Annotated in this window: 17 protein-coding genes and 7 tRNA genes; 20 read left to right on the top strand and 4 right to left on the bottom strand. The window is 45.1% G+C overall.

Going from position 1 to position 20,925, the window contains the following annotated elements; all coding sequences use genetic code 11:
* Nucleotides 1-75: 75 nt before the first annotated feature.
* Nucleotides 76-152, bottom strand: a tRNA-Met gene (locus SOHN41_RS11215).
* Between the two features lie 257 nt (nt 153-409).
* Here SOHN41_RS11215 and rlmKL point away from each other — a divergent pair.
* The 5 genes from rlmKL to rmf all read left to right on the top strand — a co-directional run bounded on the left by rlmKL (nt 410) and on the right by rmf (nt 6,932).
* Entirely contained in the window at nt 410-2,539 is a 2,130-nt protein-coding gene (rlmKL, locus tag SOHN41_RS11210; protein WP_007648958.1) for a bifunctional 23S rRNA (guanine(2069)-N(7))-methyltransferase RlmK/23S rRNA (guanine(2445)-N(2))-methyltransferase RlmL, read from the top strand.
* A complete protein-coding gene (locus SOHN41_RS11205; RefSeq protein ID WP_007648957.1) occupies nt 2,532-2,786 on the top strand; it encodes a glutaredoxin family protein in 255 nt (84 codons plus the stop codon). The genes rlmKL and SOHN41_RS11205 overlap by 8 nt, the downstream gene beginning before the upstream one ends.
* A gap of 1 nt (nt 2,787) precedes the next feature.
* Nucleotides 2,788-4,713 (top strand): ABC transporter ATP-binding protein, encoded by a 1,926-nt coding sequence (locus SOHN41_RS11200; protein ID WP_007648956.1) that lies wholly within the window; start codon nt 2,788-2,790, stop codon nt 4,711-4,713.
* 28 nt (nt 4,714-4,741) lie between these two features.
* On the top strand, nt 4,742-6,568 hold the full coding sequence (locus SOHN41_RS11195) for a DUF3466 family protein (protein ID WP_007648955.1): 1,827 nt from the start codon (nt 4,742-4,744) through the stop codon (nt 6,566-6,568).
* Between the two features lie 187 nt (nt 6,569-6,755).
* A complete protein-coding gene (gene rmf / locus SOHN41_RS11190; protein WP_006082074.1) occupies nt 6,756-6,932 on the top strand; it encodes a ribosome modulation factor in 177 nt (58 codons plus the stop codon).
* A gap of 100 nt (nt 6,933-7,032) precedes the next feature.
* On the opposite strand, the gene fabA is transcribed toward rmf, so the two are convergent.
* Both fabA and SOHN41_RS11180 read right to left on the bottom strand, forming a co-directional pair.
* Nucleotides 7,033-7,548: a bifunctional 3-hydroxydecanoyl-ACP dehydratase/trans-2-decenoyl-ACP isomerase gene (gene fabA, locus SOHN41_RS11185; protein ID WP_007648954.1), complete on the bottom strand. Its 516-nt coding sequence runs from the start codon at nt 7,546-7,548 to the stop codon at nt 7,033-7,035.
* A gap of 74 nt (nt 7,549-7,622) precedes the next feature.
* Nucleotides 7,623-9,365 carry an AAA family ATPase gene (locus tag SOHN41_RS11180; protein WP_007648952.1) on the bottom strand — a complete coding sequence of 581 codons (1,743 nt, stop codon included), beginning with the start codon at nt 9,363-9,365 and terminating at the stop codon, nt 7,623-7,625.
* Between the two features lie 221 nt (nt 9,366-9,586).
* Here SOHN41_RS11180 and SOHN41_RS11175 point away from each other — a divergent pair.
* Nucleotides 9,587-9,677, top strand: a tRNA-Ser gene (locus SOHN41_RS11175).
* A gap of 379 nt (nt 9,678-10,056) precedes the next feature.
* Here the strand turns inward: SOHN41_RS11175 and rnt are convergent.
* Nucleotides 10,057-10,728: a ribonuclease T gene (rnt, locus tag SOHN41_RS11170; RefSeq protein ID WP_037458913.1), complete on the bottom strand. Its 672-nt coding sequence runs from the start codon at nt 10,726-10,728 to the stop codon at nt 10,057-10,059.
* Nucleotides 10,729-10,870: 142 nt separating this feature from the next.
* On the opposite strand from rnt, the gene motY reads away from it, so the two are divergent.
* The 14 genes from motY (at nt 10,871) to SOHN41_RS11100 (ending at nt 20,857) form a co-directional block, all read left to right on the top strand.
* On the top strand, nt 10,871-11,740 hold the full coding sequence (gene motY, locus SOHN41_RS11165) for a flagellar protein MotY (protein ID WP_037458911.1): 870 nt from the start codon (nt 10,871-10,873) through the stop codon (nt 11,738-11,740).
* Between the two features lie 778 nt (nt 11,741-12,518).
* Entirely contained in the window at nt 12,519-14,702 is a 2,184-nt protein-coding gene (locus tag SOHN41_RS11160) for a prolyl oligopeptidase family serine peptidase (RefSeq protein ID WP_007648946.1), read from the top strand.
* Nucleotides 14,703-14,872: 170 nt separating this feature from the next.
* Nucleotides 14,873-15,274, top strand: coding sequence for a tol-pal system-associated acyl-CoA thioesterase (ybgC, locus tag SOHN41_RS11155; protein WP_007648944.1), 402 nt, complete (start codon nt 14,873-14,875; stop codon nt 15,272-15,274).
* Entirely contained in the window at nt 15,264-15,950 is a 687-nt protein-coding gene (gene tolQ / locus SOHN41_RS11150; RefSeq protein WP_007648938.1) for a protein TolQ, read from the top strand. Before ybgC ends, tolQ begins: the two co-directional genes overlap by 11 nt.
* The gene (gene tolR, locus SOHN41_RS11145; protein WP_007648936.1) at nt 15,950-16,384 is read left to right on the top strand and encodes a protein TolR; all 435 of its coding nucleotides are present in this window, start codon (nt 15,950-15,952) and stop codon (nt 16,382-16,384) included. Before tolQ ends, tolR begins: the two co-directional genes overlap by 1 nt.
* Entirely contained in the window at nt 16,385-17,407 is a 1,023-nt protein-coding gene (tolA, locus tag SOHN41_RS11140; protein ID WP_007648934.1) for a cell envelope integrity protein TolA, read from the top strand. It begins immediately after the preceding gene.
* Nucleotides 17,408-17,416: 9 nt separating this feature from the next.
* Nucleotides 17,417-18,745 carry a Tol-Pal system beta propeller repeat protein TolB gene (gene tolB / locus SOHN41_RS11135; RefSeq protein WP_007648933.1) on the top strand — a complete coding sequence of 443 codons (1,329 nt, stop codon included), beginning with the start codon at nt 17,417-17,419 and terminating at the stop codon, nt 18,743-18,745.
* 46 nt (nt 18,746-18,791) lie between these two features.
* Nucleotides 18,792-19,325 carry a peptidoglycan-associated lipoprotein Pal gene (gene pal, locus SOHN41_RS11130; protein WP_007648931.1) on the top strand — a complete coding sequence of 178 codons (534 nt, stop codon included), beginning with the start codon at nt 18,792-18,794 and terminating at the stop codon, nt 19,323-19,325.
* A gap of 24 nt (nt 19,326-19,349) precedes the next feature.
* The gene (ybgF, locus tag SOHN41_RS11125; RefSeq protein ID WP_007648930.1) at nt 19,350-20,099 is read left to right on the top strand and encodes a tol-pal system protein YbgF; all 750 of its coding nucleotides are present in this window, start codon (nt 19,350-19,352) and stop codon (nt 20,097-20,099) included.
* A gap of 142 nt (nt 20,100-20,241) precedes the next feature.
* Nucleotides 20,242-20,317 (top strand) — tRNA-Lys (locus tag SOHN41_RS11120).
* A gap of 55 nt (nt 20,318-20,372) precedes the next feature.
* Nucleotides 20,373-20,448 (top strand) — tRNA-Lys (locus tag SOHN41_RS11115).
* 60 nt (nt 20,449-20,508) lie between these two features.
* Nucleotides 20,509-20,584: transfer RNA gene (locus SOHN41_RS11110), tRNA-Lys, on the top strand.
* A 59-nt stretch (nt 20,585-20,643) separates the two neighbouring features.
* Nucleotides 20,644-20,719, top strand: a tRNA-Lys gene (locus SOHN41_RS11105).
* A 62-nt stretch (nt 20,720-20,781) separates the two neighbouring features.
* Nucleotides 20,782-20,857 (top strand) — tRNA-Lys (locus SOHN41_RS11100).
* Nucleotides 20,858-20,925: the final 68 nt, after the last annotated feature.

Genomic DNA, 20,925 nt, shown 5'->3' with positions numbered 1-20,925 from the left:
CAACGACCTTCGCCAATTGTTTATAAAGAGTTGAGCCCGATGTGCTGTTTCTATTTATAAACCGATGCTTTAAATTGGTTGCGGGAGCTGGATTTGAACCAACGACCTTCGGGTTATGAGCCCGACGAGCTACCATGCTGCTCCATCCCGCGTCCGTCTTCAAAGCGGGGCAGACTATAACGGCAGCGAGAGGGCAATGCAAGGACGAATCTTAAAAAAAAGGGTGAATGCTCAAATATAAAGCGTAGTGCGGGGGTTTTAGGCATTATTCGTGGTAACTCAATGTTTGGTACTATAAATAGGTGCTAAATTGATTAACTAATTCGGGCTTGGACTAATAACTGTTTATCTTTTATCTATTCGAGCAGGTATAATGTCGCTTTGATTTTGACTGCGTACTGATTATTCCATGCTTAATTTTTTTGCCGCTGCCCCTAAGGGCTTTGAATATAGCTTAGCCCAAGAACTGACTGAATTTGGTGCGACTGAGATTAAAGAAAGTGTTGCTGGTGTGTATTTCACCGCCCCTTTAGCCTTAGCGTACCGGATTACTTTATGGACTCGTTTAGCCAGCCGCATCGTATTGGTTATCTATAAAGGCAGCTGTGAGTCGGCAGAGCAACTGTATAATGCCGCTTATTGTATTGATTGGCCTGCACATTTTTCTAATAAAAGCACTTTTAGTATCGATTTCCATGGTACGGGCGGCTTTATTAACAATACTCAGTTTGGCGCACTGAAGATTAAAGATGCAATAGTCGATAGGTTCCGTGACGATGGCGATGAGCGGCCTAATGTCTCTCGCACCGATGCGGATTTTAAAGTCGATGCGCATTTCCGTAATGGTGTGATTACCATTGCGATGAATTTCTCCGGCCCATCCCTGCACCAAAGGGGTTACCGTTCTACCACAGGTGAAGCACCTCTAAAGGAAAACCTTGCCGCGAATATGCTAGTGCGAAGTGGCTGGCAGGTTGCACCTTCAACCTTACTCGATCCCTTTTGCGGTAGTGGTACGGTGTTGATTGAAGCAGCATTGATGGCGGCGGATATTGCTCCTGGGTTGCAGCGTAGTCGTTTTGGGTTTGAACATTGGCGTCGCCACGATAAAACCCTGTGGCAAGAGATTGTCGCCGAAGCAAAGGCCCGGGCTTCGTTAGGGGTTAAGCGCTGCGAGATTAAATTTTATGGTTCGGATATTGATTCGCGCCTCGTTGCACTGGCAAAACGCAATGCTGAAAATGCCGGAGTGCTGGATCTCATCGAGTTTAAGGTCGCTAATGCCCTTAATATTGAGCCTCCCGCGGCGGAAGGTTATATCATCACCAATCCGCCCTATGGCGAGCGTTTAGGTAATGTCTCTGAACTTTTGCAACTTTATTACCAACTTGGCGATAAATTTAAAAAAGAATTCGGCGGCTGGAAAGTCGCCATGCTCTGTAGTGATATCGAGCTAGTCTCGTCGCTCAAGCTGAAAGCCGATAAACAGATGAAGATGTTTAACGGCGCCCTCGAGTGTGTCTTTAACCTCTATACCCTGCATGCGAACAGCACTCGCCGTGATACGCCTGTTCTACCTGAAGGGGTCGATATTGCCGATATCGCGCCCGCCTTTGCGAACCGTATCAAGAAAAATGCTAAGCAATTAGAAAAGTGGGCTAACAAAGAGGGCATTGATAGTTATCGTATTTATGATGCCGATATCCCTGAATATAATGTCGCTGTCGATAAATATTTAGACTATGTGATTGTGCAGGAATATATGGCGCCAGCGACCATTCCTGAGGCAGTGACAAAGCGCCGTTTAAGTGATGTGTTGTTGGCATTGCCCGCTGCGATTGGGATTAACCCTAATAAAATAATAATGAAAACCCGTGAGCGTCAGAAGGGCACGAATCAATATCAAAAGCTAGATGAGCGTAAATTAGAACTGATCACCACTGAGTATGGCGCTAAGTTTAAGTTGAACTTAACGGGTTATTTAGATACGGGTTTATTCCTTGATCATAGGCTGACCCGTCGTCTCGTCGGTCAAAAAGCGAAGGGTCGCAGGGTGTTGAATCTATTTTCCTATACGGGTTCTGCGTCGGTGCATGCGGCGCTCGGTGGGGCTAAATCTGTCACCACGGTCGATATGTCAAATACTTACCTTGCATGGGCAAAGGAAAACTTTGCACTTAATGGGCTACAAGGGAAGCAATATGAATTTGTGCAAGCCGATTGTTTGCAGTGGATCCGTGATTGCCGCGAGCAGTATGATTTGATTTTTATCGATCCTCCGACCTTTTCTAACTCAAAAAGAATGGAAGATTCCTTTGATGTACAAAGGGACCATGTCAATTTGCTCGGCGCCTTAGTGAAACTATTAAGCCCAACGGGGGAGTTAGTGTTCTCTAACAATAAACGTAAGTTTAAGATGGACATAGAAACACTCACCAAGATGAACATCACAGTTAAAAACATTGATGACATCACCTTACCTATGGATTACAAGCGTAATCCCCATATACACAATACTTGGTTAATTACCCATGCCTGAATTAGACCCTATGTCTGAATCGCAGCAGGGTTACGTGCTATATCACACCGAGGGATGCCATCTGTGTGATATAGCCGCCGAACTGCTTGCCAAAGCAGGGATTGCATTTCAAGCCATCGATATTTGCGATGATGAAACATTAGCGGAGCGTTATGGCATATCGATCCCTGTTGTGAAAGCATGGGATGAACGCTGTCTATTTTGGCCATTTAACGCAACGCAATTACAAGAGTTTATAGGAGCTTAGTTTGAGTCTGGTTCGTATCAATAATGGCTCTTTAGCCTATGGTTACACGCCGCTACTGCAGAATGCGGATTTTACAATTGAACGCGGTGAGCGAGTGTGTATTGTTGGGCGCAATGGTGCTGGCAAGTCGAGCTTATTGAAGATTTTAGACCGTGAGGTGCTGCTGGATGAAGGTGAATTTAACATTGATGGTAATGTGACGGTTAGCCGTTTACAGCAAGACCCACCTAAAGCCGAGCAAGGGACAGTTTATGCCTATATTGCCGCCGGCCTTAAGGAAGTGGGTGAGGCGCTCGAACGTTATCACCAGCTGTCACACGATGTAGCCCATGCCTCCCCTGAAATGATGGATCGCATGCTCAATGAAATGCAGAGCCTGCAGGAAACCTTAGACCATTACAATGGCTGGCAATTAGATTCGCGCATCCAACAAAATTGTGAACTGTTAGGCTTAGATCCCGATAAATCCTTAAGCGAATTATCCGGTGGTTGGCAGCGTAAGGTGGCATTGGCCCGCGCACTGGTGAGTGAGCCCGATCTATTGTTGCTCGATGAGCCCACCAACCACTTAGACATTGATACCATTGAGTGGTTAGAAAAATTTCTGCTCGATTATCAAGGCGCCATTGGTTTTATTAGCCACGATAGGGGTTTTATTGCCCGTATGGCGACACGCATTGTCGATTTGGACCGAGGGGTTGTGACCTCATGGCCTGGCAATTATCAAATGTACCTTGATGGTAAACAGGAATGGCTACGGGTCGAAGCTGATAAAAATGCATTGTTTGACAAACGCCTAGCCGATGAAGAAGTGTGGATCCGCCAAGGCGTGAAGGCCAGACGTACTCGAAATGAGGGCAGAGTGCGTGCACTCAAGGCGTTACGTCAAGAACGCAGCGAGCGTTTAAATCGTCAGGGTAACGCCAAAATGGCGGTGGCTGAAACCGAACGTTCTGGTAAGTTAGTGTTTGATGTTAAAGACTTAAACTACAATTTACCCGATAAAAATCTGGTGAAGAACTTTAATACCACAGTGATCCGTGGTGACCGTATCGCCTTAATTGGTCCAAACGGTTGTGGTAAGTCAACACTGATTAAATTGTTGATTGAAAAGCTACAACCCCAGTCTGGCGAAGTGAAAGTCGGCACTAAGTTAGAAATTGCCTACTTTGACCAATACCGTGAAGCCTTAGATCCTGAGCAAACCGTCGAAGATAACGTCGGCGAAGGTAAAAAAACTATTACTATCAATGGCCAAGATCGCCATATCTTAAGTTATTTGCAGGATTTTTTATTTTCGCCTATGCGAGCGAGAACGCCGGTAAAAGCCCTTTCCGGTGGTGAGAAGAACCGCTTATTGTTGGCTAAATTATTGATCCGTCCTGCAAACCTTATCATTCTCGACGAACCGACAAACGATCTTGATATCGAGACCCTAGAATTGCTAGAGTCGCTGCTAACCGAATATCAAGGCACATTGTTATTGGTCAGCCATGATAGGGCATTTATCGATAACACAGTCACGAGCAGTTGGTGGTATGCCGGTAATGGCCACTGGAGTGAATATGTTGGTGGCTATCAGGATGCGGTCGATCAGGGGGCAAAATTTTATTCTGAGGAACCTAGTTCATTAAAGGCGGTCGAAGCTCCAGCAACACCCGCTAAAGCGGTGGAAGCCAAGGTGACTGAACCTGTTAAAGCAGTGAAAAAACTGTCTTACAAGTTACAACGTGAATTAGAATCGTTGCCCAATGTGATGGAGCAGTTAGAGGAAGATATCCTTGCACTGCAAACCACTATCGGCAATCCCGATTTCTACAGTCAGGCGCAAGATAAAGTTAATCTGGTATTAAACCAGTTGGCGGATAAAGAAAAGCAATTGGAAGTTTGCTTCGAGCGGTGGGAAGAGCTTGAGTCACTGAAGTAAACCAATAATAAAAATGGGAATAGAATTAATGAAGTTAAAGTTGGATAACGCCCTGTCCTTGGTTGCCTTAGGTGTCCTTGGCGTATTGAATAGTGCCCATGCCGCACCTGTCTATGAAATTGTCAATATTGATAGTTATGACTTGAAAGGCACGCTTGAAGGGACGCGTAACGGTTATGCTTTAGGCATCAATGCAAATGATGAATTAGTCGGCATTTCAAAGGGCAAGAAAAAGCTCAGCACCGCCGATGTTGAAGATGGCGTGATTGATGTTGAAGATGGTATCGCACCTGAAGAAAGCATCACCTATTCGATAAATAAAGCCATCATAGCTAATAATTTTACCTTTGTTGCTAAGGAAAATGATGCATCTAATCCTTGGTTACCCACTTTTGATAGCATTAATGGCACTACAGTTCCAAGTGATACTAGCGTGATTAATTCCGTCGATAGTTTTTACTATGGTATCAATGATGCGGGTCTCAAAGTTGGGAGTATGACAGCCTCCGAAAAGAAAACCGAAAATACAGCAACCACAGATGTGACGGATGATTATTGGTATTACCGTGACTTTGAATTCCGTGGCGTGGTGAAAACGGGTGACGCTGAAATTCCATTACCCCCACCTTATACTCAATATGTGAAAGACGACAAAACCGTTGAGTTAGGTGGGTGGTCTGCGGCATCGGCGGTTAATAACAATAACCTTGTTGTGGGTTATGCGAGCACCGATATCAGCAAATATGGTGGCGATCGTGTGACTTATTGCCTAGGTTCAGATAATACTTTGCCGTTAGATGTGTGTGTGCAGAATGAGCAATATCCAAACACCAGCGGTACGCGTAATATCCAATATCAGACCCGTGCCTATGTATGGCAAATTGATAACGGTGTCGCCACTGGCACGACGTTACCTTTAGGGCTAACACCTGCAAGCGGTAGTACGTTAACCTTCACCGCACAGGCTCTCGGTGTGAATGATAATGGTGTTGTCGTTGGACGTTCGCACGTATACCGCAATAACAATACCGATAAACTGCGTCAGGACGCCGCCTATTGGTCTAAAGATGCCGAGGGTCATTATCAATACCATTGGATCCCTATGGGCGAGTCCATTTCAAGCTCTATCGCCTATGATGTGAACGACAGTGGTATTCTTGTTGGTAGCTATCGTAGTTATATCCAAGGTTATTTACGTGATAAGTTCTTCTACTTTGATACCAATACCCCTGATGTGGGCTATGTCACTCCGAATGACTTTGCTACGACAACCTCAGATTTGTCTAGCAAACCAAAAGATATTAATAACAAGGGCCAAGTCGTAGGTTATATTGAAACAACCTATGATAAAGAAAAGCCTCGCCCTAAGGCTGGTTTTCTCTATGAAAAATCCACCGGTGAGTTTAGCAATGTAAATACCTTGCTCACCTGCGAATCGAAAGGTTTTGAGAAAGGCAGTGATGGTAATTGGACTCGCCATCAGGTCGAAGTGCAAGACGGCTCTGGTAAAGTCTTGACGTATAACAGTGATATCTTGGTAGTTGAGGCATCAAGCATTAATGAAAATGGCACTATTGTCGGAACCGCTTTTATTCGTAAGCCTTCATACCAGTTTGATGATAAGGGAAATGTGGTAGTTGGTGAAAATGGTTTGCCCCTATTTGAATTGAGCGGCAATGGCGATCCTGTAACAGCTTACATTCCACGTATGGTCGTGCTTAAGCCTAGCACCAATGGAGAGGCTTGTACCGTAGACGATAGTACTGAAGCGGGTAACTATGAGCGTAAGGGCGCAGCGTCTTTAGCTTGGTTACTTGTCTTACCACTGATTTGGTTCCGCCGTCGTATACGCTAGTTTTTAAGATTGAATTCAGACTCAAAAATCGAGGCAAAATGCCTCGATTTTTTTTAACTAAGATCTCAATAGTTTAATAAATAGTCGATATAATGAGCGATTTTTTTGATTGATCTTAAGGTAAAAAAGCACTATTCCTATGAGTGAAGCTTTTGCTTCTATTTTATGTAGAACAGAGGACGCTTGCATGAAAAGACAAAAACGAGATCGTTTAGACAGAGCTTTTTCCAAAGGATTCCAAGCTGGTGTAGGTGGGCGCTCGAAGGAGCTCTGTCCTTATGCAAATCTTGATTCGCGATCGCAGTGGTTGGGCGGTTGGCGTGAAGGTGTGGATGGCCGAGTTAATGGGCTATTTAACAAATGATGAGCCTTAGCTCAACAAGTTAAATAGCCCGGAATACACAGAGTAATGCAGCACAATTGCCCTCAGACGAGGGCATTTTTATATAAACAGAATGTGGTCATTAGAACGTTGAAGTATCACTAAAAACGCCGACTTTAAGATCGGTTGCACTGTAGATTTGACGACCATCGACTTCGAGGACGGCATCGGCAATACCCATCACCAGTTTACGATGGATAGTACGCTTGATATTCAGCTTGTAAGTGACTTTTTTCGCCCCAGGTAATACTTGGCCAGTAAACTTGACCTCTCCCACGCCAAGGGCACGACCTTTACCTTCTGCGCCTTCCCAACCTAAATAAAAACCGACCAGTTGCCACATCGCATCTAAGCCTAAGCAGCCAGGCATTACAGGATCGCTAATGAAGTGGCAGCCAAAGAACCATAAATCTGGATTAATATCGAGTTCAGCAACAATTTCACCTTTGCCAAATTCACCACCATTGTCGTTAATAGTGACGATTCTATCGATCATCAGCATGTTATCGACCGGTAGACGCGGTGAGTTTGGACCAAATAATTTTCCATGGCCACAGGCGACGAGTTCTTCTTTATTGAAACTGTTTGCTTTATTCATTGTTTTACTACTCCAGCAATAAGAGTCGCCAAGATTAGCGAACACGTGTAAGCTAAACAACTCCGATCAGCTAATTAGCGACGAAATAATCCTAATTTTGCGAGCAATCGCGTCATTAGGCCGATTTCTTCTTCGCCATTACCTGCAAGTTTATCGAGTCTTTCCTGTACTAAACCATACAAAGAATCGTGAGGGAAATCATTATCTTCATCGGCAACACCCGCTGGCATCTGCATTAATAGCTCGACCGCTTGATCCATATGTTCGACAGCATAGATATGGAATAACCCTTTGCCTACAGCTGTAATCACTTTAGGGGCCAAGTTAAGTTGTAACACATTCGATTTTGGCATAATCACGCCTTGTTCACCCGTTAAACCTCGGCGTTCACATAAATTAAAGAATCCTTCAATTTTCTCATTTATACCGCCGATAGCCTGCACGTTACCAAACTGATCGAGTGCACCTGTAATCGCTAAGGATTGAATAATCGGTTGTTCGGCAATCGCTGACATGAGGCAACAATATTCGGCGAGTGATGCACTGTCACCGTCAATTTCCTGATAGGACTGCTCAAAAACGATATTGGCATTGAGATGCAGTGGTGCATCACGGCCAAAGATACGATACAAGCAGGCCGATAGGATCATCATTCCCTTGGCATGAATATTTCCGCCAAGTTCAGATTTTCTTTCAATATCGGCTACTTCCCCATCACCATAATGAACGGATGCGGTAATTCGGGCGGGTTCACCATAGCTGTAATCAATGGCATCGATGACAGTCAACCCATTGATTTGCCCTACCATAGCACCGGCTGTTGGCAGATTTATGAAATTATCATCAAAGCTTTGGCCTGAGAATTCTTCGGAACTATTATGGCGGTAATTTGCTTGAATAAGGGCGTGTTCAATGCTGCTGGCGTTAATACTTGGCTTACCACGATAGGCCTTAGCCTGTGCCATCAATTGTGCAAATTCGAGCATAGACAAACTCAAACGATGCTGATGTTCTGTGAGCCGAGCACTGTAACGGAACAAGGGGGCGAGGCTAGATTGCTCTAAACTTACCTCAACACTGTGGGCCACAGCCTGTAACCACGCGGCGTACTGGGACTCCTTATAACGAGTGAGATCCATTTCACTTGCAAGTTCCGCTAATAGAGTGAAATGGCGTTGAAATTGCCAATCCTCTGAACGCACTTGGCTGTATATCATACCAGCACCAACGAGTATGATTTTACAGTTCAATGGGATAGGACTTAAAGTGTTGCTGATTTGATATTCTTTTTGCGTGAGGATTTGCATGACTAAATCCCATAAACTCTCACGCTTCCATAGTGACTCGGCACAGATAAAGAGGTTATGGCATTGGGCCAAGGCTCCTGCCTGATATTGACTACTGTTTCCCGATTGCACCATTCGTCCAAGAAGATCCACGCGACGGATATTGCCGCTCAGGTATCGATAGTGTGTGCTTTTTTCTGCAACACAGCCTTGATCCTCTAGTGGTTGTTCATACTGCCATTGAAACTTAATGGTTTTATCTATTGGATCTATTGGTCTTGTCGCCACAAGATAAGCGGGCGATTGTGGCGCTAAGGTTTCCATCAGCGCTTGTATTATTAAATGACGGTCAATCCCAGGGAAATCGGCAAGATAAAGCTGTTGATCTCTGATGGCATTGTTTAGCTTAAAGGCATCAAGGGCACGTTCTTGGCCTAATAGTAAGGCGCTTAAGTTGATAGCCGATTGAGATAGGGTGGGCAGGCTAAATTCAGGTGCGAGTGACGATGTCGATATCAAGAGTGAATTCATATAAGCATTTACCGTAAGAAGTTATCGTGATTTTACCATACCCGAACCACAAGTCTCTCACTGTATAGGTGTTTTTACGCGCGTTTGCCCTCTAATTGATAAAAATTAGTTTGATTTCCGCCCGAAAAAACACCGTGCTGAACATAAGATGAGCATTCGGTTCGATAATCGAAAATTGAGGTTTACAATACATAGCGATACTTATATTATTTGCGGCGTTCGGAGGGGTGGCAGAGTGGTTTAATGCACCGGTCTTGAAAACCGGCGTGGGTTTATAGCCCACCCAGGGTTCAAATCCCTGCTCCTCCGCCATATTCAGTCAAAAACGCCGCTAACTTATTAGCGGCGTTTTTGCATCTAAGTCATTTGAACCCTTGGGTTCCTCATTCGAATAACCGCTCCTCCGCCATATTTCACGGAAAAGCCATCAGCAATGATGGCTTTTTTGTTTATGTCGCTTGAACCCTGTGTTCCTCATTCGAAACACAGCTCCTACGCCATATTCAGTCAAAAACGCCGCTAACTTATTAGCGGCGTTTTTGCATTTAAACCATTTGAACCCTTGGCTTTCTTATTCGAAGCGCATCTCCTGTACCATATTCTGTGCCATATTTAGTGCCATATTTAGTCAAAAACGCCGCTAACTTATTAGCGGCGTTTTGTGGATTTAAAGATGTGCCTGAAGTAACTATTAGTTATCAGTCTCACCCTTGTTTTCTGTGGCATGACCCGAGAACAGGGGCCAACCACCTAACATCTTCCAACGATTGACTATGTAGCAAAAGAGTTCCGCAGTACGTTCTGTATCATATAGGGCGCTGTGAGCTTCTTTATTATCGAAGGGAATACCTGCCATGATACATGCCTTAGCGAGCACTGTATGGCCAATGGCGAGTCCAGCCAATGTAGCAGTATCGAAGGTGGCAAAAGGATGAAAGGGGGTACGTTTTAAGTCGCAACGCTCAATGGCTTTGCTCACAAACCCATGGTCGAAGGCGGCATTATGCGCCACTATGATACTGCGATGGCAATCAGCCGCTTTTTGGGCTTTTTTGACCGCTTTAAAAATCTCTAAAAACGCTTCTTTTTCACTGACAGCGCCGCGTAATGGGTTGTTAGGATCGATACCATTAAAGGCCAAGGCTGCGGGTTCTAAATTTGCACCTTCGAATGGTTCTATATGAAAATGCAAGGTTTTATCTATTCCGAGTACACCCTCGTCATCCATTTTTAACAGGGTGACGGCTATTTCCAGCAACGCATCGGTTTGAGAGTTGAAGCCCGCGGTTTCGACATCAATCACTACGGGAAAGTAGCCCCGAAATCGGTGTTTCAATTTGTTCGCGTCGCAAATGTCACTCATTAAAGTACCCAAGAAAATTTACAGGGCGCTATTATGCTTAATGTGCTCGGGTGTGTCATGCTTGATTGGTGGTTTTATGAGCTAAAGGAACTAAAAAGTTTGCCGATAAAGCCATGTAACCGAATAAACATGAGTATAGGCTATGTGGCGAAAACTGATATTAGTATCAATTTTATGCGTTCCAGCAACTGCAATGGCAGAGTTGCGCCACTATGTGGCCTCTTTAGGTGAGTCTCAATGGCGTGTGAGTGAGAACACGCCTATTGTTTGCCGACTCGAGCACGATATCCCTTCCTATGGTAAAGCGATTTTCACTAGTGAGGCGGGTAAGCTGCTCAATCTGAATTTTACCTTAGATATGTGGGTTAAACCTGATCAGGTCACCAATGCGACTTTGATGAGTCGTGCTCCAAAATGGCGCCCTGGTGTGGTTTCTAAGGAGATCACCTCACTGCGTTATCAAAAATATTTTAATGGTGAGGTGCCTAAACGTGCAGCATGGTCGATGTTGGCGGAGTTGAGTCGAGGCATGGAGCCGACCTTTTACTACGCCGATTGGTATAACGACTCCAATAAAATTGCGGTTGGGCTCTCCGCTGCAAACTTTGGCCGCAAATATGCTGAGTTTAAGGCTTGTTTATCCCATCTATTGCCCTATAGCTTTGAAGATATAGCCTTTACTGTACTTAATTATGAGGAAGGTGGTACAGATTTAACCCGTTTTTCTAAACAACAGTTATCTCGAGTGCAGGAATATCTGGCTTATGATCCTGAGGTCGAGTTAGTGCTGGTGGATGCGTATACTGATAGTTATGGTGGTCGTTCAGTAAACCAGAAAGTATCGGATAAACGGGCGGAATCGGTTAAAGAGTTTTTTGTTGCCAGCGGTATTCCCCAAGACCGTATCGTGACAGTAGGACATGGCGAGCGCCGTCATGTGGCTTCTAACGATGATATGGACGAAAGGGCGCGTAACCGTCGTGTTGTGATACGGATCAGTAAACCTATGTAGTGCTTGTTTGGCACAATGCTTAATCTGTGTATCTCATCAGTATCGTTAGGCCCTTTTTAATGCCAAGTCATAGACTTGGCATTGTCATCTCTAAATACCGATAGTGCAGTAGCATTGCCGTTAATCCCAGCATTCACAGTATCAGTGATGCCTTGATTAGGATGATGAATTTTTCTTATTTGTAGCGTTAGTGAGCTGGCCGCTGTTAAGTCGCAAAGAAGATAGCCGCGAAGCGAAGGTACAAATATTGATAGAGGCTTAAAGCCGATGATTGTACCAGCCGGGGTATGTTTGAAATGGATAAAAAAAAGCCCGCTTAATCTAAACGGGCCGCAAAAATAATGCTTTGCAATCAACAAATTGAAGGAAGGAAGTCAAGCATAAGAACCAGGGATGAACTGACATGTTGGGAACACACCAGTCTAAAAGTTCTTTGTTTTCCATATCTGCTCGCAGATATCTACTGAAAACAAGCACATTCTATGGTGAATTCTACTGTAAAACAAACGAGAAAAATTGCCCATAAACATTAGTAATTCTAATGTTCAATAAGGTGATTTATATCACTTAAGTCACTATAAACCTTGATTAATAAGTTATCAGTCACTATTAGTGCATAATAATACACTTCAATAGGCTTATCCTTGCTGCCATTTTGTTAAATCCACGGTACAAGTAAAAAATCGTCATATTAAGTTACGCCATTGCCATGGGATTTTTTACTTGTATAGTACTTGCTGAAAAGGCCTTAGCCCGAAACCACGAGAAGGATAATAAGATGGCATTCAGATTTCGCCTTGCAAAACAAGGTTTGTTAGTGGCCACATTGGGAATGGCACTCGGTGCCTGCCAAAGTGGTAATGCGCCAGAAGACGCTTCTGCGCAGCAAGTCAGCGCCAATAAATGGGTTTACCCCGAGACGAGAAAAGATAATTTAGTTGAAACCCTTCATGGCGTGGCAGTGGCGGACCCTTACCGTCACCTTGAAGAAAACACGCCCGAAACGGAAAGTTGGGTAAAAGAGCAACAAGTTTTTGGTCAAGCTTACTTAGCTAAAATTCCCAATAAGCAAGCCGTGGTCGACCGTATCACCGAGCTGTGGAACTACGAGAAAATCTCTGCTCCCTTTGAAAATGGAGACAATCAGTTCTATTACCGCAACGATGGTCTACAAGCCCAATCTGTACTCTATGTGAAAGGGCGCGATGGTGCAGAGAAACCCGTCCTGGATCCAAATACCTTATCTTCCGATGGGACAGTGGCGCTTTCTGGCGTATCGGTCAGTAATGACGGTAAGATCTTAGCTTACGGAGTCTCTAACTCAGGCTCTGATTGGCAACAATGGCAGTTTATCGATATTGCGACGGGTAAGAAGCTTGCCGATGAACTGAAATGGATTAAGTTCTCCAGTGCCGTGTGGGATAAGGAAAACCAAGGGGTTTTCTATGCCCGTTACGATGCGCCGGCGGGGGGAGATGTCTTGGCTGACGTCAACTTCAATCAAAAAGTCTATTACCATAAATTAGGCACAGATCAGCGCCAAGATTTATTGATTTACGAGCGCCCCCAGAATAAAGATTGGGGCTTTGGCATTGATGTCTCCGAGAAGGGCGAATATTTATTATTATCGATTTCGCAAGGCACAGATAAACGTAATCGTTTCTTCTATAAATCCTTATTTGAACCTAAATCGCAAGTGGTGGAATTGATCCTCAACTTAGAGGCTGAATATGAGTTTTTAGGTAATGATGGTGCGGTGTTCTATTTTAAAACCGATTTAGACGCGCCAAACGGTAAAGTGATTGCAATTGATACCCGCAATAGCGATAAATCCCAATGGCAGACGATTATTCCCGAGTCTAAAGATCCGATTAATAATGTTGCCATGATTAATGATCATTTAGTCGTCAGTTATTTGCACGATGTACTGGGACAATTATCGATTTTCAGTATGGGCGGACAGAAGCGTCAAGACGTAGCATTACCTGGTCTCGGTAATGTGGCCGGGCCCTTTGGTAAGGCGAGCAAAGACTATTTCTACTATGTCTTTAACAGCTATATTCAACCTGAAACCACCTATAAGTTTGACTTTAAGACCTCAGAGTCAACTGTGTTCGCTAAACCTCAAGTGTCCTTCAATCCCGATGACTATGTTTCTGAGCAAGTGTTCTATACCAGCAAAGACGGTACGCGCGTGCCTATGATGCTGTCCTATAAAAAGGGCTTAGTAAAGAATGGTCAAAACCCAACGCTGTTATATGCCTATGGCGGCTTTGCGATTTCGATGACACCTCGCTTTAGCCCTGCCAACATTGCATGGTTAGATATGGGGGGCATTTATGCCGTCCCAAGCCTACGTGGCGGCGCCGATTACGGTGAAAGCTGGCACCAAGCAGGGATGTTCGACAAAAAACAAAATGTGTTCGATGACTATTTTGCCGCAGCCGAATATCTGGTGAGCGAAAAATACACCAACAGCACTAAGTTGGGTGCCTATGGTCGCAGTAACGGTGGTCTGCTGATGGGCGCGGCTGTGACGCAACGTCCCGAGCTGTTTGCCGCAGTATTACCTGCGGTCGGTGTGCTCGATATGCTGCGCTTCCATAAGTTCACTATTGGCTGGGCTTGGACCAGTGAATACGGCAGTGCCGATAAGGCGGAGCAATTCCCCGCATTGCTAGCTTATTCTCCTTACCACAATGTCAAAGCACAGGCTTATCCTGCAACTATGGTGATGACAGCCGATCATGACGATCGCGTGGTACCACTGCACAGCTTTAAGTTTGCCGCCATGATGCAAGAGAAACAGCAAGGCGATAAACCTGTGATTATGCGTATCGAGTCCAATGCAGGGCACGGCGCGGGTAAACCCACGGCGATGAAGATCGACGAGTTTGCCGATATTTATAGCTTTTTGTGGCAAAGCTTTGGTCTGACATTACCGCAAACCCTCGCAAAATAGCGAACTATGTTAATGAAATGGGGTCCTTCGACCCCATTGTTATTTACAAATCCCTCAATTGCGCGCAAACCCGCGCTATCCCTATCTATATCTTCGTTGGGTCATTCACAAGTCTTGTTTCCCTAGGTATAGTAAGCGTCAATTTTTCAACCCAAATTTGCTGATTTCAAATGACGTTTCATTGGCCCATTTCAGTCTATTACGAAGACACCGACGCAGGCGGTGTTGTCTATCATTCGAACTATCTCAATTTTTTTGAGCGGGCGCGAACCGAGTGGTTAAGAGCCTTAGGCGTAAGCCAGACTGCACTGTTAGCCGATGATACGGCGTTTGTAGTTAAGCGGGCGGAATTGGATTTTAAAAAAGCCGCGCGTTTTGAACAGAACCTTATTGTAGAAACTAAGGTCATAGAGTTGAAAAAGGCCTCGTTGGTATTTCATCAACGTTTGGTTGATCATCAGGGAGACTGTTATTGTGAAGGCACAGTGCTAGTGGCCTGTGTTGCCTTATCACGGATGCGTCCCCGAGCTATTCCCTTAAATATTGTGCAGGAGTTTGACAGTGCAAGCTGATATGTCGATTGTTGGGTTATTTTTACAAGCCAGTTTATTAGTGAAATTTGTGATGTTCACTTTACTTTGCTTGTCGGTGATGTCTTGGACGGTGATTTTACAGCGCCGGAGTTTACTGACATCCGCAAAAAGTAAATCGGCAAAATTTGAAGATAAATTTTGGTCAGGTGTCGATTTAAACCGCCTATATAAAGAATTATCGGCTCGTCCAGATAATACGGGTTTAGAATCATTATTTGTCACCGGTTTTAAAGAATATTCACGCCTGAATAAATTAAATAGCAAAGTACCCGATGCCGTGATGGATGGGACTTCACGGGCGATGCGCGTAACTTTATCCCGCGAATTAGAAAAGCTAGAAGCCAATTTACCCTTATTAGCAACAATAGGTTCAACTAGCCCTTATATCGGTTTATTTGGTACGGTATGGGGAATTATGAACTCATTTATCGCTATCGGTTCGATGGAAAACGCGACCTTAGCTATGGTTGCCCCTGGTATTGCAGAAGCCTTAATTGCAACGGCTATGGGCCTATTTGCTGCGATCCCTGCGGTGATTGCCTATAACCGTTTCTCGACTCAGGTCGATAAATTGGAAATGGCCTACGCCAACTTTATGGAAGAGTTTTCCAGTATTTTGCATCGCCAAGCATACAGTGAGAAGGAAGGGGCATAATGCAACCAGCTTATCAGCGCAAACGTCGTCGTCCCGTTGCTGAAATCAATGTGGTGCCCTATATCGACGTCATGCTAGTGCTGCTCATTATTTTTATGGTAACAGCACCTATCGTCACCCAAGGGGTAAAAGTAGAGCTGCCTCAGGGGGCGGCAGAAGTGCTACCCGCGGATAGTAAACCGCCTGTGGTGGCATCTATCGATAGCGACGGCACTTATTACCTCAATAAAGGCGGTTCGACCAATATAGAAATGGATTTGGAAGAATTGGCGACAGAAGTTGCTGCGATCATTGTGACTGAGCCAGAGCGCCCTGTTGTGGTTAAGGCCGATAGAAATATTCCCTACGATAAAGTGATCCAGCTAATGGTCACTTTGCAAGGTGCTGGTGTGCCATCAGTCGGTTTGATGACGGATTCACCCAAGGAGAAATAGGTGGCGGATAATTCAAATCTTGCATTACCTCTGTCGATTTCAGCAGGTATTCATATTGGCGTGATAATTATTCTGGCCATTGGCATAGATTTCACCCATAAACCCGTGCAAGTGCAACAAGTTAGTGCTCCCGCTGTTCAAGCCGTTATGGTTGACCAACAGAAAGTGGCTAACCAGGTGGAAAAACTTAAGCAGGAAAAGCGCGAGACAGAGCGGCGCGAGCGTGAGCGACAAGCAGAGCTTGAGCGTAAAGCGCAGGAGGCAAAGCAAGCTCGTGAGCGTGAACAAGCTCAGATTAAAAAACTAGAGCAAGAACGCAAACAGCAGGAAATTGAAACCCAAAAGGCAAATGAGGCCGCTAAAGTCGCGCAGGTGAAGCAGCAGCAGGAAAAGGAAAAAGCACAAAAGGCAGAAGCCGACCGCAAGCTGAAGGAACAGGAGCGTAAAGTAGCTGAAGACGCGGCGCAAAAAGCGGCTGAAAAGCGTAAAGCCGAAGAAGCTGCAGCCGCCAAAGCTGAAACCGAGCGTAAGCAGAAGGAAGCCGAAGCCAAGGCAAAAGCAGAGGCAGAAGCTAAGGCCAAAGCGGAGGCAAAAGCCAAAGCAGATGCAGAAGCGAAAGCAAAAGCCGCAGCTAAGGCAAAAGCGGATGCAGAAGCTAAAGCCCGCGCCCAGCAGGAGCAGGAAATGGCCGACGCGTTAGCGGCGGAGCAGGCGGCGCTGTCACAAACCATGAATAAGCAAATGCAAAGCGAAGTCGGAAAATATACCGCCATGATTAAATCGACGATTCAGCGTAACTTAGTCGTAGATGAGTCAATGCGCGGTAAAAGCTGTAAAGTGTCAGTGCGTTTAGCAAATGATGGTTTTGTGATCAGCAGTCAAACGGAAGGTGGCGATCCTAATGTTTGCCGTGCGACCAAAGCGGCAATTCAAAAGGCAGGTAAATTGCCTGTTTCCCCGGATCCTGCGGTTTATAACTTGATGAAAGAAATTAACTTAATCGTTGAACCAACGTTTAATTAAAGGAGTCCCATGAAAATTTTGGCAAAATGGTTAACATTGGTGGTACTGCTTTGTACTACCCCCGCAAAAGCGGCATTGGATATCGTGATCACCGAAGGTGTGGATGCGGCTCGTCCGATTGCCGTGATGCCTTTCGTATGGCAAGGCGCTGGCGCACCACCACAGGCGATTGCCGATGTAGTGATGTCAGACCTTGTGCGTAGCGGTACGTTTAAACCTTTAGATGAGTTAGGTTTTCCCCAACGTAATATTGGTACATTGGCTCAGTTCCAAGCGAATGCTTGGTCTAGCGTAGGGGCCGAAGCGTTAGTGTTAGGAACCGTTAAACCCTATGGCACAGATCAGTTCCTTGTTAGCTTCGATTTAATCGACTTAGTCAAAGCACAAAACCAAGCTCTGAAGGGGCCCGCGAGTGCAACTGAGTTTTTGATGGACAGTCGTCAAACTGTGATCTCTGCGGCTCAATTTCGCCAATATGGACATAGAATTAGCGATATCGTCTATGAAAAGTTAACGGGTATTCGTGGCGCATTTTTAACTCGCGTTTCCTATGTCGTGGTCAATCATACGCAGAAAGCACCATATCAGTTGATGATTGCCGATTATGATGGTTATAACGAGCAGATGTTACTCCGCTCACCCGAGCCGCTAATGTCCCCGACTTGGTCACCCGATGGTCGTCGTTTAGCTTATGTGAGTTTTGAGAACAAGAAAGCTGAGATTTTCGTTCAGGATCTCTACACTCAAGTACGCACTAAAGTGAGTAGTTTCCCCGGCATCAACGGCGCACCAGCGTTTTCCCCCGATGGTAAGTCACTGGCAGTGACGCTATCCAAGGATGGTCAACCAGAGATCTACGTGATCGATATCGCGACTAAAGCCATCAAACGTATTACCAACCACTATGCAATTGATACTGAACCTTCTTGGTTTCCTGATGGTAAATCCTTGTTATTTACCTCTGAGCGCGGTGGTAAACCCCAGTTATATCGCGTAGATTTAAATTCAGGCAAAGTCACCCGTGAAACCTTTGAAGGTGAATGGAATTTGGGCGGTTCAATCACCCCAGATGGACGTAGCATGATTTTCGTCAATCGCACGAATGGTAAATTTAATATTGCGCGTATGGATCTGAATACGCGTTTTATGCAGGTGCTAACATCGACACGCTTGGATGAATCCCCCAGCGTGGCCCCTAATGGTACTATGGTGATTTATGGCACCACATACCAAGGCAAGCAAGTTTTAGCAGCTGTTTCTACGGACGGACGTTTTAAAGCCAGATTACCGGCAGGTCAGGGTGAGGTGAAATCACCTTCTTGGTCTCCGTTTCTCTAATGTATTACCTTGATTTATTAACATTTAATTTTATAAGGAACACGTAATGGATCTGAACAAGTTGTTAAAAGCTATGTTGGTAGCACTTCCAATTATGGCTATTAGTGCATGTAGCTCAACTTCTGAATCAGAAACTGATGCAATGGGCTCGACAAGTGGTTCTGGTAGCGAACTGAATGGTGGCGTTCAAACGGGTGGTGTTGGCGCTATGTTGTCACCAGAGGAGCAACAACGTCAGCAATTGGAAGAGTTGAGAAAAGAGCACATTATTTACTTCGACTTCGACCGCAGTGAAGTTCAAACCGAATTCGCCGCCGTATTAGAAGCCCACGGTACTTACTTAGTTGAACACCCAAGTGTGCGTGTGCTGATTGAAGGCCATGCCGATGAACGTGGTACGCCTGAGTACAACATCGCCCTAGGTGAGCGTCGTGCTAAAGCTGTGGCTAAATACCTGCAAGGTATGGGTGTACAACCAAGCCAAATGAGCATCGTGAGCTATGGTGAAGAGAAGCCATTAGATTTCTCTCGCACTGATGAAGGTTTTGGTAAAAACCGTCGCGCAGTTTTAGTTTACTAAGATTGAATTACGGAGAGTAACACCATGAAACGTGCCGTCTTAATTACGGCAATGTTCTTCGGCGCAGGAGCTGCAGTCGCAGCTCCTGCTCCTGTTGAAGACCTTGCTGGTGGTTCAGGTGATGACAGACTCGCTCGTTTAGAGCGCATAGTGAAATCGAGACAACAAAGCGAACTTGATATGCAGCGTCGTCTGGATACTCTGCAGCAGGAAGTTCTCGATTTACGTGGTTTAACCGAACAACAAAATTACCAAATAGAGCAGATGCAGCAACGCCAGCGTCAGCTTTACGATGAAATTGCCAATTTATCTTCTAAAGCTGCCACACCAGCCGCTGCAACCCCGACAACACCAGCTGCTGTCGCAGCCACTGCTAATGCGGCGGCAAGTAGCTTAAGTGAAACGGCAAGTTATGAGGGCGCCGTCAACCTAGTGTTGAAGGAGCGTAAATACGACGAGGCTATTCCAGCATTCCGAGCCTTCATCAAGCAATACCCCGATTCAGTCTATGCTGCAAATGCCAACTACTGGTTAGGGCAGTTGCTATTTAATAAGAGTGAATTTGCGGAAGCGAAGCAAGCCTTTAATACTGTGGTAGTGCGTTTTAGTGATTCAAATAAACGTGGCGATAGTTTAGTGAAGCTTGGCATGATCGCAGAGAAAACTGGCGACAAAGCGGGTGCAACCCAATACTACCAACAAGTCGTGAAAGACTACGCAAACAGTGCCGCGGCACGGATCGCACAGCAGCAATTGGCCGCAATGAAAGCCTAATTAACTAAAAAACATACTCTTAGTCTGTTTTTCATGCAAACGACAAAAAATTGGGAATTTGCGCTTGCATGGGAAGATGAAAAAGGTATTATAGGCGCCCTCGGAGCGGCAAGGCCGTTCGGGGCGCAAAATGCCAGTAAATGGGTCGTTAGCTCAGTCGGTAGAGCAGTTGGCTTTTAACCAATTGGTCGAAGGTTCGAATCCTTCACGACCCACCACTTACTCTTGAAAATAGAATAAGTTAGTGGATTTTAGTGCAAGCAATAATCAGATGGGTCGTTAGCTCAGTCGGTAGAGCAGTTGGCTTTTAACCAATTGGTCGAAGGTTCGAATCCTTCACGACCCACCACTTATTTAACAGTCAAAACTGTTGAATAAGTAAAAGTTTAAACATCGTAATACTTTAAATGGGTCGTTAGCTCAGTCGGTAGAGCAGTTGGCTTTTAACCAATTGGTCGAAGGTTCGAATCCTTCACGACCCACCACTTATTTAACAGTTGAAACTGTTGGGTAAGTAAGAGTTTAAACATCGTAATACTTTAATGGGTCGTTAGCTCAGTCGGTAGAGCAGTTGGCTTTTAACCAATTGGTCGAAGGTTCGAATCCTTCACGACCCACCACTTATTTAACAGTCGAAACTGTTGGGTAAGTAAGAGTTTAGACATTGCAGTATCAAATAGATGGGTCGTTAGCTCAGTCGGTAGAGCAGTTGGCTTTTAACCAATTGGTCGAAGGTTCGAATCCTTCACGACCCACCACTTATTTAACAGTCAAAACTGTTGGGTAAGTAAGAGTTTAGACATTGCAGTACCAAATAGATGGGTCG

The sequence above is a fragment of the Shewanella sp. HN-41 genome (assembly GCF_000217915.1).
Classification (GTDB): Bacteria; Pseudomonadota; Gammaproteobacteria; order Enterobacterales; family Shewanellaceae; genus Shewanella.
This window is presented reverse-complemented; position numbering and strand designations above follow the sequence as displayed.